At 42.4% G+C, this 15,187-nt stretch carries 10 protein-coding genes; 8 read left to right on the top strand and 2 right to left on the bottom strand.

The genetic code is table 11. The annotated features are described in order from the left end of the window. Positions 1-29 precede the first annotated feature (29 nt). The 8 genes from H8S51_RS03845 (at position 30) to H8S51_RS03880 (ending at position 13,655) form a co-directional block, all read left to right on the top strand. Positions 30-4,130 (top strand): fibronectin type III domain-containing protein, encoded by a 4,101-nt coding sequence (locus H8S51_RS03845; RefSeq protein WP_186899351.1) that lies wholly within the window; start codon positions 30-32, stop codon positions 4,128-4,130. Between the two features lie 44 nt (positions 4,131-4,174). Next, positions 4,175-6,529, top strand: a complete 2,355-nt coding sequence (locus H8S51_RS03850) for a phage tail tip lysozyme (RefSeq protein ID WP_241070885.1) — start codon at positions 4,175-4,177, stop codon at positions 6,527-6,529. Between the two features lies 1 nt (position 6,530). Then, positions 6,531-7,511 (top strand): tRNA dihydrouridine synthase, encoded by a 981-nt coding sequence (locus H8S51_RS03855; protein ID WP_117920052.1) that lies wholly within the window; start codon positions 6,531-6,533, stop codon positions 7,509-7,511. A gap of 146 nt (positions 7,512-7,657) precedes the next feature. After that, positions 7,658-9,211 (top strand): glycoside hydrolase family 43 protein, encoded by a 1,554-nt coding sequence (locus H8S51_RS03860; RefSeq protein WP_186899353.1) that lies wholly within the window; start codon positions 7,658-7,660, stop codon positions 9,209-9,211. 75 nt (positions 9,212-9,286) lie between these two features. Further along, positions 9,287-10,672, top strand: coding sequence for an alanine/glycine:cation symporter family protein (locus H8S51_RS03865; RefSeq protein WP_186899354.1), 1,386 nt, complete (start codon positions 9,287-9,289; stop codon positions 10,670-10,672). Between the two features lie 169 nt (positions 10,673-10,841). Beyond that, positions 10,842-11,801, top strand: a complete 960-nt coding sequence (locus tag H8S51_RS03870; RefSeq protein WP_186899355.1) for a family 43 glycosylhydrolase — start codon at positions 10,842-10,844, stop codon at positions 11,799-11,801. A gap of 20 nt (positions 11,802-11,821) precedes the next feature. Then, on the top strand, positions 11,822-13,327 hold the full coding sequence (locus H8S51_RS03875) for an alpha-N-arabinofuranosidase (RefSeq protein WP_186899356.1): 1,506 nt from the start codon (positions 11,822-11,824) through the stop codon (positions 13,325-13,327). Between the two features lie 85 nt (positions 13,328-13,412). Continuing rightward, complete coding sequence (locus H8S51_RS03880; protein ID WP_117920062.1) at positions 13,413-13,655, top strand: DUF6171 family protein; 243 nt, start codon at positions 13,413-13,415, stop codon at positions 13,653-13,655. A 48-nt stretch (positions 13,656-13,703) separates the two neighbouring features. Here the strand turns inward: H8S51_RS03880 and H8S51_RS03885 are convergent, their stop codons facing one another. Both H8S51_RS03885 and H8S51_RS03890 read right to left on the bottom strand, forming a co-directional pair. Continuing rightward, positions 13,704-14,630, bottom strand: a complete 927-nt coding sequence (locus H8S51_RS03885) for an ArsR/SmtB family transcription factor (protein WP_117920063.1) — start codon at positions 14,628-14,630, stop codon at positions 13,704-13,706. 31 nt (positions 14,631-14,661) lie between these two features. Beyond that, positions 14,662-15,108, bottom strand: coding sequence for a YfcE family phosphodiesterase (locus H8S51_RS03890; RefSeq protein ID WP_241070886.1), 447 nt, complete (start codon positions 15,106-15,108; stop codon positions 14,662-14,664). Positions 15,109-15,187: the final 79 nt, after the last annotated feature.

A 15,187-nucleotide genomic window follows, 5' to 3' on the forward strand; every position in this document is an offset into this window, starting at 1 on the left:
AAAAATAAGAGGATGGGAGGCAAAATGTTATGATAAAAAAGAAACTGGAATGGTTAAAGCGCGGTCTGTGCATCACATTGGCGGGTGCTATGATCATCTGTTCCGATACCATGACATTTGCGGCAGAAGCTGCAAACGGACAGGTAGTAGAGCAGGCAGAGGATACAGAAAATGAGACCGGAGTTTTAGCAGATGAGCAGTCAGAGCAGACAAAAGAAAATGGTGAACAGGAGAATCCATCTGAGGTAACAGGACAGACCGAGGTTACGGAAGCAACTGAAACTGAGGAGACAACCGAAGTAACGGAGACAACCGAAGCGACAGAGGTAACCGAGGCTACGGAGACAACTGAAGCGACAGAGACGACCGAAGTTACGGAAGCAACTGAGACGGCTGAAGAGACAGAAGCTACCGAGGAAACAGAGATCAAAGAAGCAGCGGCAAGCGGAGTTATTATCAGTAAAAAAGACAGATATGCAGTTGTCAGTGCCGGAGAGACGGTTGCACTTCCGGGATATTCGTTTGAGACAACAGGAGATAACGAGCCGAAGGTCGAGTGGCTGATCGATGACAACAGTGTGGCGGCACTTACCACATCGATGGTAAATGGAAAGCTTACAGGACAGGTAAAGACGCTTACAGCAGGAGTCGCAATCCTCACACTGCAGGTAAAGGACAATCCAAGTGACAAGGATACATATTATGTTGTTGTAAAACCGGAAAAGGCACCTGCAAACTGCACCGCTGAGACTACTTATAATACGGTAAGTCTGAACTGGGCAAAGGCAGCAGATGCAGATGGTTATACCATCACACGAAAAGTGGAAGGTGCAGATACAGAGCAGACGATCGCACATGTGGATGGCGTGGATGCAGTATCATATAAAGATACGGGAGTACAGACGGGGATCATTTATATTTATCATGTATACGCATATACGAAATACACAAACAACGGACAACAGGATTATGCCAATACGGATACATATGCAACCATAAAAGCAGCACCACAGCTTGGAAAAGCTGCATTGACATCGGTTACAGCGGAAGGCTACAGCAGCCTGACACTGAAATGGGAAAAAGTGGATGGTGCAACCGGATATATCGTATATCGTTCCACAGATAAGTCAAAAGTGGATACGCAGATCATGGATATCACGAATGGAGCAGTAAGCTATGTGGATACAGCACTGACAGCCGGAAACACTTACTATTATAAAGTACAGCCATATTGTGTGGTCAATGGTAAAAAGGTTTATGGCGATGCATCCGGTATCCTTTCCGGAAAACCGCTTCCGTCAGCAACAAAACTGACTGCAGAATCAGCAGGTTATAAAGAAGTAAATCTGACATGGAGTGCAGTGGATGGGGTGACAGGTTATGAAGTTTACAGAAAAACGTCATCATCTTCCTACAAAAAGATCGCAACTGTAGCAGGCGAAAAGACAGGTTACAGTGATACAAAGGTTACAGCAGGTACAGCTTATACATACAAAGTAAGAGCATATAAAACGGTTAATGGAAGTCAGGTATATGGAGATTATTCCAATGAATCGACAGCAACCCCTGCTTTAGAGGCACCACAGATCGCACTTAAAAATGCGTCTTACAACAGTGTGACGATCACATGGAACCAGATCAGTGGTGCACATGGTTATAAAATATATCGTTCTACCAAAAAGGACAGCGGATACAGAAAAGTTAAGACTGTCAATGATAAGACAACACTTACTTATACCGATAAAAAATTATCCGTAGGAAAAAAATATTACTACAAAGTCTGTGCATTCCGTACGGTTGGAGATAAGGATGTAGCAGGAAAATATTCTGATGTACAGACGATCAAAGCAGCACCGGAAGCAGTAACATTAAAATCAGAAGCAGCAGGTGCAACAGCGGTCAAACTGACCTGGAATAAAGTTAACATGCCATCGACCGGTGGCGGATATGCGGTATATCAGATCGTAAACGGTGCTGACCAGCTGCTGAAACGGTGCAGTACAAAGAGCACTTCCTATACAGTGACAGGACTTACACCTGGTCAGAAGTACACGTTTAAAGTAGTTTCTTTTGCAAAAGATAAAAATGGAAAAAGAGCATATGGTGGAACTTCAAATGAGCTTACCGCAACACCAAAACTTCTTCCGGTAACGATCGATACGATCAAAGCCGGCAAATATAACAGCGTTGTATTGACATGGAATGTGACTTCTGCCGGGGACGAGGACGGATACCTTGTTTATCGTTCAACTTCCAAAAAAGGAAGCTATAAGCAGATCGGAACCGTAAAAAGAAAGAGCGGAGCCATGACCGGATCTTATACAGACAAGACTGTCAAGATCGGTAAAAAATATTATTATAAGGTAGTGACCTATAAAAATATTGCAGGTGGCAAAGTGCTTCGCTCCTCTTATTCGCCTGCAAAAGGAATTACAGCTTCACCGAGTGTCACAACTGTAAAAATTAAGTCAGCAGGAAATGAAAGCCTGAAAGTTACATGGAAAAAGGTAAAAGCATCCAAAAACAGCTATGTAAAGGGATATGCAATTTACCGCAGTACTTCCGAAAATGGAAAATACAGAAAGATCAAAACCATCAATAAGGGAACGACGACCTCGTATGTAGATAAAGGACTTGTAACCGGTAATACTTATTACTATAAAGTCCGCACATTCTGTACATCCGGCAGAAAGACAATCTACAGTGATTATTCAGAGCCGGCGTCCATGCAGGTGCTTCCGGGAAAACCATCCATTCAGGTAGTTGCGGCAAATTATAACACCATTACGGTCTCCTGGAAGAAAGTAGAAGGGTGTGATGGATATCGTGTATATCGTGCAACAGAGAAAGATGGAAAATATAAATCAGTCAAAACCTGTTCTTCCGTTAATACGCTTTCTTATAAGAACAGTAAGTTAGAGACAGGAAAGACCTATTATTATAAAGTAAGAGCTTATGTGAATAAAAATGGAAAGAAACTATATGGCAATTACTCTGCCGTAAAACAGGCAACACCGGTACTTACAAAACCGACTGGACTGTATGCAGCCTCAATTGCAGAAAACCAGATCAAACTGACATGGAATGCGGTAGATGGTGCAGAAACCTATACGGTACTTAGAAGTACTTCTGAGAATGGAACATACAGGATTGCTACTGAACTTTGTACGACAAACTCTTTTGTTGATTATACCGCTGTAACAGGAAAAACTTATTACTATAAGATATATGCGGTTCGTGGAGCATATGTCAGTGCGACAACGGATTGTGTAAGTGTTATATCGTCAGCACTTGAAGTGAGCACAACGAGTGTACTGATCAAGACAGGAACGAGTGTAAAAGTAACAGCAACTGCAAAACCATACGGTGTGGTATACTGGACTTCATCTAACTCCACGATTGCAGTTGTTTCTTCTGACGGAACAATTTATGGTTTAAAGGCAGGAACAACGACTGTAAAGGCGTCCGCAAACGGAATCACAAAAGAGATCACAGTAACAGTCAAAGATAAACTTGATACGGAAAACAAGATCATCGATATCTCCAGTGATAACGGTACGGTAGATTTTAATGCCATTAAGGCATCTGGATATGAATGTGTAATGCTCCGTATTTCCAAAGGAACAACAGCAGATGCAAAGTTCCAGACGAATTATAATAATGCAAAAGCAGCAGGTCTTAAAGTTGGTGTATACTGCTATTCCGTGGCGCAGAATGCAGCTCAGGCAAAGAGTGAGGGCGATAAAGTATTAAATATCCTGAATGCACAGAAGCTTGATTATCCGGTTGTGTATGTACTGGATGATATGTCACTGTTATACAACAATGTAACAGCAACGCAGAGAATTGATTTTATCAATGCATTTAAGACGGAGATCATTGATGGCGGTAAACAGTATAAGTTTGCACTTGGAATCAACCAGAAACTTTTACAGCAGTATCCTGGCAAGTATGTGGATACCAGCAAACTTACAGGAACAGATCTGTGGATCATCAATTACCGTGCAGAAAGCCTTGGAAGCGGCTATCAGGGCAAAGGAAATGTTGCAATGTGGAGATATACAAATCAGGGTACGGTAAATGGTGTAAACGGCAAGGTAAATATCAGTATCCGGTATAAGACCTATTAATAAAAATCTTAGGATACTGTTAATCCGCAGGAATGAGGACAGCTATGAAAAGTTATGCAAAGAAAATCATGACAAGACTGGCAGCAGGGGCGATGGCGCTCCTGCTTGCTGTCGGTACGGCTGCAACAGATATGTCTGTGTATGCAGCAGAAACAAAGACACAGGAAAGCATGGCAGAGAAAAGAAAAATCACAGGTTTTGCAGACCTGGCGGACAATCCGAAAGAAATCCGTATGACGGGCAAGATCAGCCTGGAACGTCTGCTGGCTAAAATGCCACAGAGCATTGATGTGTATCTGGATGGCGGAAAGGATGCCACAAGCATTCCGGTAACCTGGCACTGTGTCGGAGATTATGATAATACAAATTATTTTGTCTATGAATTTGATCCGGGATGGGATACAGAGCAATATTCCCTTGGAGCAGGACTGAAAAGGAAAATACCGTATATCAATGTGATCATTTCTGGTACAGGCTTATACAAAGGTGCTGGTATTTCGCAGAGTGAGAAAAAATCCAACGAGAAAAAAGTATATAATTTTGCAAAAAAGAAGCTGAAATTAAATACGGCAGCAGCCTGTGGCGTGCTTTCGAATATTGAGAGTGAATCATCTTTTAATCCGACCGCAAGTGTCATCGATACCAATGGCAAGATCAGTTATGGTATCTGCCAGTGGAATGCATCAAGATTTGATAATCTTAAGAATTACTGCAGCAGTAATGGCTATGATTATACTTCTATCGAGGGTCAGCTTAAGTTCTTAAAATATGAGCTGGAGCATTCGGAAAGCAGTGCATTTTCCAAAATTAAAAATGTGGAAAACACTGCAGACGGAGCCTATACGGCAGGATATAACTGGGCACGTTATTTTGAGCGCTGTGCCAGTGTATATTTTGAAGGACGTGCAAAACGTGCGAGAGATGTCTATTGGGCGAAATATAGCAGCGACAGTCCGGATGACCCGGATGATCCCGATAACCCGGACAATCCGGTAAATAAAAAATATACAATTAAATATGTACTGTATGATGGAGAAAACAACAGTGCAAATCCATCGTCGTATAAGGTTACAACTGAGACGATTACATTGAAGAAACCGACCAAAAAAGGTTATACTTTTGAGGGATGGTATAAGGAGAGCAGCTTTAAGAACCAGATCACAACGATCCCGAAAGGTTCAAAAGGCAATCTTACATTGTATGCAAAATGGAAAGCAAATAAATATACGATCCGTTTTCATGGAAACAAGGCAACCAGTGGCAGTGTAAAAGAAATGAAAAATCTTGAGTATGATATGGACTATACGCTTAACAGCAATAAATTCAAGCGTAAGGGATATAAATTTGTCCGCTGGAGCACAAAAGCAGATGGAAGTGGCAGAAAATACGGTAACAGGGAAGAAATAGAGAATCTTTCCTCAAAGAATGGTGCAGTCGTTGATCTGTATGCACAGTGGTCAAGAAATACTTACAAGATCATTTACAAGGCAAACGGTGGAGAACTTGCTGACGGAACAGTAAAGAAATACAATGTAGATACTAAGACATTCAAATTAAAAACACCGGTCAGATACGGTTATACATTCAAAGGCTGGTATAAAGACAAAAAATGCACCAGACGTGTGACACAGGTGAAAAAAGGTACCATTGGAAATCTTACATTCTATGCAAAATGGCAGATTAACAAATATAAGATCAAATACAATGGCAATGGTGCAACCGGTGGATCCATGAAAAATGTGACTGTCTGTAAATATGGCAGTACATACACACTGGCAAAAAATAAATATAAGCGTACAGGCTATGTGTTTGAAGGCTGGAATACAAAGAAAAACGGTAAAGGTGATTTTTATGAGGACGGAGAGGATATCCGCAATATCACAGCTAAAAACGGCAAAACGATCACTTTGTATGCACAGTGGAGTAAGAAAGCATACTCCATAAAATATGTATCAGGTGGTGGTACTGTTCCTTCCGGCAATCCGACCAGCTATTATTATGATACACCTACTTTTAAACTGGCAGCAGCCACAAAAGAGGGGTATACGTTTCAAGGATGGTATACGGATTCTGCTTATAAAAACAGGATCACAAAGATTACGAAAGGAACCCGCAAAAATTACAAGCTGTATGCAAAATGGAAGATCAATACTTATGACATTGTATTTGATGGAAATGGTGCAACCGCCGGAACGATGAGATCGATCAGTTCCTGCAAATACAATACGACTTATAAACTGCCTGCAAATACATTCCAGAAAAATGGATATCAGTTTATCGGATGGAGTACCAGACCGGATGGCAGTGAGACTTTTTATGGAGATGAGGCATCTGTATCGAATCTTTCACTCACGGACGGCGCAAAGGTAAAACTGTATGCACAGTGGGAAGCATTGTAGGATGGCAGAAATGAAATTTTATTTAGCACCGATGGAAGGACTCACAGGTTTTGTGTTCCGTAATGCATATCAGAAGCACTTTGGAGATATTGATACTTATTTTACACCGTTTATCAACAATAAAAAGATGAACTACAAAGAGATCAAGGACATTCTGCCGGAGCATAACAAAGGGATGCATGTGGTTCCGCAGATCCTGACAAACCGTGCAGAAGATTTTCTTGCGATTGCAAAAGAACTGGGGAACTATGGATATGAGAGTGTTAATTTAAATCTCGGATGTCCATCCGGTACGGTTGTCACAAAGCACCGTGGAGCAGGTTTTCTTGCAGTGCCGGAAGAATTGGATCATTTTCTGGAAGAAATTTTTGCAGACTGTCCGCTTAGAATATCGGTAAAAACCCGCATTGGCATAAATGATGCCGGGGAGTGGGAACGTATTCTTTCCATTTATGAAAAATATCCGATGGAGGAGCTTATTATTCATCCGAGGGTACAGAAAGACTTTTATAATAATACGCCGGACATGGATGCATTTTTATATGCAGTGGAAAACAGCAGACACACCTTGTGTTACAACGGTGATATCTGCTCGGTGGATGATTATAAAGCCTGGATACAGAAGATGGAAGGAAAAGACAGGGAACATGGCAGTGGAAGTACTGCGCAGCACACAGAGCATATGATGCTTGGGCGTGGAATTTTAAAGAATCCGGGACTGGTTGGAGAGCTGATGGGACATGCGCCGATTACAAAAGATCAGTTTCATGCGTTTCATGATGATGTACTGAAAGGTTATCTGGATGTAATGTCAGGGGAGCGCAATACACTGTTCCGGATGAAAGAACTATGGTTTTATTTTGCGAAATACTTCACGGAACCGGAAAAATATGTAAAGCAGATCAAAAAGACACAGCGGGTGGCAGAGTACCGTGTGATCGTGGATAATCTGTTCCGGGAGCAGGAGTGGCAGCCGGAATAAATATAAAAATAAAATATTTTAGAAAAATATAAACTAAATAATTGTAAAACAAGAATGATTTTGTTATTGTAGAAGTATCATACGAAATAAAATGATAATCAGAAATTGGGGTATAGCAGAGATTATCAGTATAGAAGGAGGACAGTATGAGAAAACATAACAAAATCATTTTTTCTACGTGTATTGTATTGGGATTTACTGCAGTGCTTGCGGGGGCAGCATTGACAGGAGGAGAGAAGGTTCCAAAAGATTTTACAGTCAGTTATGATGGAATAACGACGGCTGATATTAAGGCAGGAGTCAGTGTACATGATCCGTCTGTGATAGAGGCAGATGGTACCTATTACATTTTTGGATCGCACATGTCTGCTGCGTCATCGAAAGATCTGCGGAACTGGACATCGATCGGAGACGGATATACGCAGTCGAATCCGATTTTTGACAATCTGCTTGGAACAGAACATGTATTTGATTATACAGGAAGTAAAGATTCTGTGATACCAACCGATGATAAGAAATATCATGTATGGGCACCGGATGTAATTTATAACAGGGAGCAGGGATTATACTATATGTATTTTTGCACGTCTTCGACATGGAATGCATCAAACCTGTGCTATGCGGTTTCAAATCAGCCGCAGGGACCGTATACATGGAAGGGGGCACTGGTCTATTCCGGCTTTACAAAGGATACGATTGAAGCAACCGATGTACTTGACTATGTGGATATCGATTATGCCAAAAAGAACTATATTATGGCAGGAAATAAATATAATTATGAGAAATATCCAAATGCGATCGATCCGACTGTTTTTTATGATGCCGACGGAAAAATGTGGATGGTCTATGGTTCGTGGTCGGGTGGAATTTTTCTTTTAGAGATCGATGAGAAAACAGGACTTGTCATTCATCCGCAGGAAGACGATGAAAATGATGTGGATACTTATTTTGGAAAACGGCTTCTTGGCGGTGGACATAAATCGATCGAAGGACCTTATATCCTCTATGATGATGAGAGCGGATATTATTACCTGTTTGTTTCCTATGGTTCTTTAACCAGAGAGGGTGGTTATCAGATGCGCGTGTTCCGTTCTAAAACAGTGGATGGAGAATATATCGATATGAATGGGGCATATCCTGGCATGTGGGATGATAATGCAGCTTATGGTCTGAAACTTTCTGGTAATTATTATCTGCCGGGGCTTGATAAGGCATATATGGCGACCGGTCACAACTCTGCTTTTGTGGATGAAGATGGAAAAAAATATATTGTATATCATACCCGTTTTGACAATGGACAGGAATATCATGAACCGCGTGTGCATCAGTATTTTCTGAACCGGGATGGATGGCCATGTATGCTGCCTTATGCAACCGATGGCGAGACGATCGCAGAAGACGGTTATGATATTTCAGAGGTGGCGGGAACGTATTATGTGATCGACCAGGGAACTGCGATCAATGCAGAGATCGCCGAGCCGGTAAAACTGGTACTTATGGAGAATGGAAAAGTATACGGTGAAAATATGGAAGGAACCTGGAGCATGGAGGAAGGAACCTGTTATATGACAGTTACATACGGAGACAAAGAATACAACGGTGTATTTTGTCAGATGAAAGATGAAGCGGGAACGGATGTAATGACATTTTCTGCAGTCGGGGCAAATGAGAGTGTCTGGGGTGTAAAATATTTTAAGTAAAATAAGTGCTTGCAAAGAGTTTTTTCCCATGGTAAAGTGGTACATATGTAAAGCCAAGGAAAGGAACGAATACAAATGTTAAAAGCGATTGATGATTTCGTCTGGGGTGTTCCACTGATCGTACTGATCCTTGCGGTTGGTATCTTTCTTACGATCCGTCTGCGCGGACTTCAGATCACAAAACTGTCACTTGCCATAAAACATATGTTGGCAAATGAAAAAAACGGGGAACATGGGGAAGTTTCCAGTTTTGGTGCACTTTGTACAGCACTCTCTGCAACGATCGGAACAGGTAATATTGTCGGAGTAGCAACAGCGCTTGTTGCCGGAGGTCCCGGAGCATTGTTCTGGATGTGGATCGCGGCACTGCTTGGAACAGCAACAAAATATTCCGAGTGTTTACTTGCCATTAAGTACCGTGTTGTAGCAAAAGATGGTCATATCGTCGGAGGACCGTTTTATTACATCGAAAACGGAATGGGCGAGAAATGGAAATGGCTTGCAAAGATTTTTGCATTTTTTGGTGTTGGTGTGGGGTTACTTGGAATCGGAACTTTCACACAGATTAACGGAATCACGAGTGCTGTGAATAATTTCTTTGATCCACAGAATACGTGTACAGTGGAATTGTTTGGAAGAACATATTCCTGGACAGTTGTGATCGCAGGAATTATCCTTACCCTGTGTGTGGCACTGGTCATCATTGGAGGTATTAAGCGTATCTCTACGGTGGCACAGGTTGTGGTACCTTTTATGGCACTGCTTTATGTGGTTGTGGTACTGATCGTTCTTTTTACACACCTTAGTGCGATTCCGGGGGCACTTGTTGAGATCGTGCAGAGTGCATTTGGACTGCGTGCGGCTGCAGGCGGAACACTTGGCTCCATACTGATCGCCATGCAGATGGGAATTGCCCGCGGAATCTTTTCAAATGAGGCAGGACTTGGAAGTGCGCCGATCGCAGCAGCAGCGGCACAGACAAACGAGCCGGTGGCACAGGGACTTGTTTCCATGCTTGGAACAATCATTGACACCGTGATCATCTGTACGATGACAGGACTTTCTATCGTGATCACAGGAGCCTGGGATATGGGATTAGAAGGTGTATCTGTAACCACAAAGGCATTCCAGATGGGACTGCCATTTCCGGAGCAGGTGGCATCATTTATGCTGATGGTCTGTCTGGTATTCTTCGCATTTACAACGATCCTTGGCTGGAACTATTACAGTGAAAAGTGCCTGGAATATTTAGTCGGAGACAAAAAGGCTGTCTTAAAAGGATATCGCTGGCTGTATATCCTTGCAGTGTTTATCGGACCGTTCATGACAGTATCTGCTGTATGGACGATCGCAGATATCTTCAATGGACTCATGGCTCTGCCAAACCTGATCGCACTGGTTGCATTGAGCGGTGTGGTAGTTGCAGAGACAAAGAAATACTTTGAAAAACAAAAATATTAATAGAAATAAAATGACGGTGGAGTGCAGACTGGCTCCACCGTTTTTTATTTGCCATTTATTTAGAAAAATATATAATATTTTAGAATATTATATACAATAAGAGAAAGAAGTAGTATACTATAGCTAAGAAAAAATACAGTGCGAATGTCATCAGAGGGGAGGATAAAGCATGACAACTGAAAAGAAATTAAAGTACAACGAACCCTGGATCTTACAGCGTGCCGATCCATATGTTTATCGTCATGTGGACGGTTCCTATTATTTTACGGCATCCGTTCCGGCATATGATGGGATCGTGTTAAGACGTGCAGGGTCACTGGAGGAATTGCCGGAAGCAGAAGAAGTCATGATCTGGAAGAAACATGAGTCCGGTCCGATGAGTTATCATATCTGGGCACCAGAGATACATTACCTGTTTGGAAAGTGGTATATTTATTTTGCAGGGGGCGAGAAGGAAGATATCTGGAAGATCCGTCCGTATGTTTTAGAGTGTCAGGGAGAGAATCCGCTGACGGATGAATGGGTAGAACTTGGCAAGATGAAACGCGCTGAGGAAGATGAGTTTTCCTTTGAGGCATTTTCGCTGGATGCAACGGTGTTTGAAAATAAAGGTGAATATTACTATGTATGGGCAGAAAAAGTCGGGGTTGGCAGGATGGTTTCCAATCTGTATATCGCAAAGATGGAATCCGGTAATCAGTTAAAAACGGTACAGGTGCTTTTAACCACGCCGGATTATGACTGGGAGCGAAAAGGATTCTGGGTCAATGAGGGACCTGCAGTGATACATCATAATGGGAAACTGTTTTTAACTTACTCGGCAAGCGAGACGGGTGTGGATTACTGTGTCGGAATGTTGTCTATCGATGAGGATGCCGATCTGCTGGATCCGCGGTTATGGAAAAAAGAGCGTTATCCGGTGCTTAAGACCTGTGAGAAACTGGGCATTTACGGGCCGGGACACAACTCGTTTACTGTGGATGAAAATGGAAATGACATCATGGTTTACCATGCGCGGACGGAGACGGAAATCATTGGTGATCCACTGTACAATCCGAACCGTCATGCCATGCTTATGAAAGTAAAGTGGGATGATGCCGGAAGACCGGTATTTTCCTATGAAAATTAAAAGATAAAAGGAGAGGGAAAATGGCAAAACTGATTATTAATGAGGAAAACAAAAAGAGCCGGATCGAACCGGAGATCTATGGACATTTTTCAGAACATCTGGGGAGATGTATTTACGAGGGAATTTATGTCGGGGAAAATTCTAAGATTCCGAATGTAAATGGAATGCGAACCGATGTTGTGGAGGCATTAAAAAAATTAAAAGTTCCGGTGCTGCGCTGGCCGGGTGGCTGCTTTGCAGATGAATATCACTGGATGGACGGAATCGGACCGAAAGAGAAACGTAAAAAAATGATCAATACGCACTGGGGTGGTGTCGTGGAAGATAACAGTTTCGGAACCCATGAATACATGGAGTTGTGCAGACAGATCGGATGTAAGACGTATGTCAATGGAAACCTCGGAAGCGGAACTGTCCGTGAAATGTCTGAGTGGGTGGAATACATGACTTTTGAAGGCGTTTCTCCGATGGCAGATTTAAGAAAAGAAAACGGACATGAGGCTCCGTGGAAAGTGGATTACTTTGGTGTCGGCAATGAGAACTGGGGATGCGGCGGTAACATGACGCCGGAATATTATGCGAACGAATACCGCAGATACCAGACTTATGTGCGCAATTATCATCCGGACCGCCCGATCAAAAAAATCTGCTGTGGTGCAAATGTGGCAGATTATTATTGGACAAAAGGCGTGTTAAAAACAGCATTTGACCATGCAGAGCAGTGGCATGGATTTATGGATGGACTCTCCCTCCATTACTATGTACATCCGGAAGGATGGGAGATCAAGGGAAGTTCCACAGATTTTGATGCAGATGTATGGTACAAGACTCTGTCAAAGGCACTGTACATGGAGACATTGATCGAGCGCCATGGTGCGATCATGGATGAGTATGATCCGGATAAAAAAGTCGGCATGATCGTGGATGAGTGGGGAACCTGGTATACCTGTGAACCGGGAACAAATCCGGGATTTTTATATCAGCAGAATACGGTGCGTGATGCACTCGTTGCAGGCATTACCTTAAATATCTTTAATAAGCACAGCGACCGTGTAAAAATGGCGGCATTAGCACAGATGGTCAATGTTTTACAGTCTGTGATTTTAACAGAGGGCGATCAGATGATCAAAACACCGACTTATCATGTTATGCATATGTATCGTCATCATCAGGGGGCAGACCTGTTAGAGAGCAGCTTAACCGGTGCAGGAGAGATCGGACCGGATGAATGGAGAGTGCCAAAGATCACAGAGTCAGTATCTATGGATGAGAATGGCGTGATCACCGTTACTATGAACAATCTGTCTGTGGAAGCACCGGAAAATGTTGAGATACAGTTTGCGAACCGTGGCTATCATGTGACCGAGGCAAGGATCGTGACCGATTCCGATATGCATGCACATAACACATTTGAGGCACCGGATACCGTGACAGAGAAAGATTTTACTGCCTATGAGGAGACGGAAAACGGCGTGAATGTCACAATGCCGGCAAACAGTGTGATCGAGCTGCGTCTTGCAAAATAAAAAATTGTCAGCAATGGCGGGAAATTAGTTGCTGGTTACACTGGAAGTGTGAACAGTAACGAAAGTTACAGACGGAGATGGACATATGGCACAGATCTGTAAAAAGTGTCTGCTGCGCGAGATGGCGGAGGCAGATGCAAAAATGATAGAGAAATATAAAGAGGCGATCAAAAAAGAAGATCAGGTATCAGAGAGCGAGTATGAGAGACGTCTTAATGTCTGTAAAACCTGTGATCTTTTAAATGCGGGAACCTGCGGTGCGTGCGGCTGCTATGTGGAGCTGCGCGCTGCGGCAGCCGTTTCAAAATGCCCACATAAAAAATGGTAACAGTTCAGACGGACTGTTACCATTTTTTATTAATTTATGATAATGATATTATTGTATTTCTTCCACCGGGGTATAGCCAAGGCTTACCTTGATATCCTGACTGTAATTTCCAAAGGATTTTCCAAAGATTGTAAGTCCGCCGACATGTTTTGCACTGTCTTCCACAGCGAGGCGGAAGCGGATATTACTGCGGCAGTTGAGGTGAAAATCATCGATTTTGACATCAGATATTTTCAGTCCATCGATATATGTTCCATTTTTATTTATGACAAGCTGTTTTAACAGACCGTACTGGTTCCAGTTCGGATACCACCAGTCCGGTGTCAGCAGTCCTTTTACATCACCGAAATCGCCGGGCGAAGTCCAGTCGCCGATATGAATGTCGTTTAAATAAAAACTGATATCGGAAGGCCAGTCATTATTGATGCCGGGTGCTTCGGAACTCAGTTCTGCAGAAATCGTGATCTGTGTGATCTTTTTGGAAGCCGGGATGAAATTTGGAATGGCATACTCAACATATCCTCTGGTAAACCATAAAATATCAGCGTTATAGCGGTCCGGATGGTCAAAATACCGGGGATCATCTACTTCACCGATCAGGGCGTCTGCGGAGGCGAGCCCACAGGTCGGACAGATCTGATAATTCGTATAATGACCGACTTTTAATTCTGTATGATAAACATTCTCAATATCCACAGGCTTTTCTAAATCGATCAGGATCTTATCTAAATGAATGGAACAGATCTTCTGGTTGCCGTGACCGGCAGATTCACTTGAAATTGTGATCAGTCCGCTGCTTTCAAGTTTTTTAATATGGCTGGTTAAAGCACCATTTGTAATATTCAGACGTGAGGCGAGCTCATTCATGCTCATATTGTCGTTTTCAAGCAAAATATTTAAAATTTCAATTCTTACATCGGAACCAAGTGCCTTAAAAAGTTCAAGCCCATCATTTAACGAGGTGATGTGTAACAAGGAAATCCTCTCCTTTCAAAATCTGTGAAAATCACAGAATGACACGTTCTAAACTGTAATTGCTGCCGGACAGAGTCAGGATCACAAGACTCTTTGAATCTCCGCGTCCGTCACTGGCACTGCCCGGATTGATATATACTTTATTGAAACGCTCATAAAACGTATAGTGATGGGTATGTCCGAAGATAAGAAAATCAGCATCCGTCAGGTCAAATGGAAGGACAAACTGATTATGAACCAGGAAAAAAGTTTTGCCGCCAATGCGGAACTGTAAAAATTCAGGAAGATTTTTTGCCCAGTCGCCGCGGTCATTGTTGCCGCGGACCATATAAAGCGGAATACCAAAATTCCGGAAACTGTCATAATTTTTCTGTGTACAGAAATCGCCTGCATGGATCAGGTAATCACAGCCATCTAAATGACGGTGCCATTCTTCGCGAAATATACCGTGTGTATCGGAAATAATGCCAATTTTCATAAAATTCTCCATTCCTGCGTGAAAAATGTTATTTTCATACTAATTTTCTCCATTAAGTAAAAAAATAATTAGATAAATT

Origin of the sequence: Roseburia rectibacter (genome assembly GCF_014287515.2) — a bacterium.
GTDB lineage: Bacteria > Bacillota > Clostridia > Lachnospirales > Lachnospiraceae > Roseburia > Roseburia rectibacter.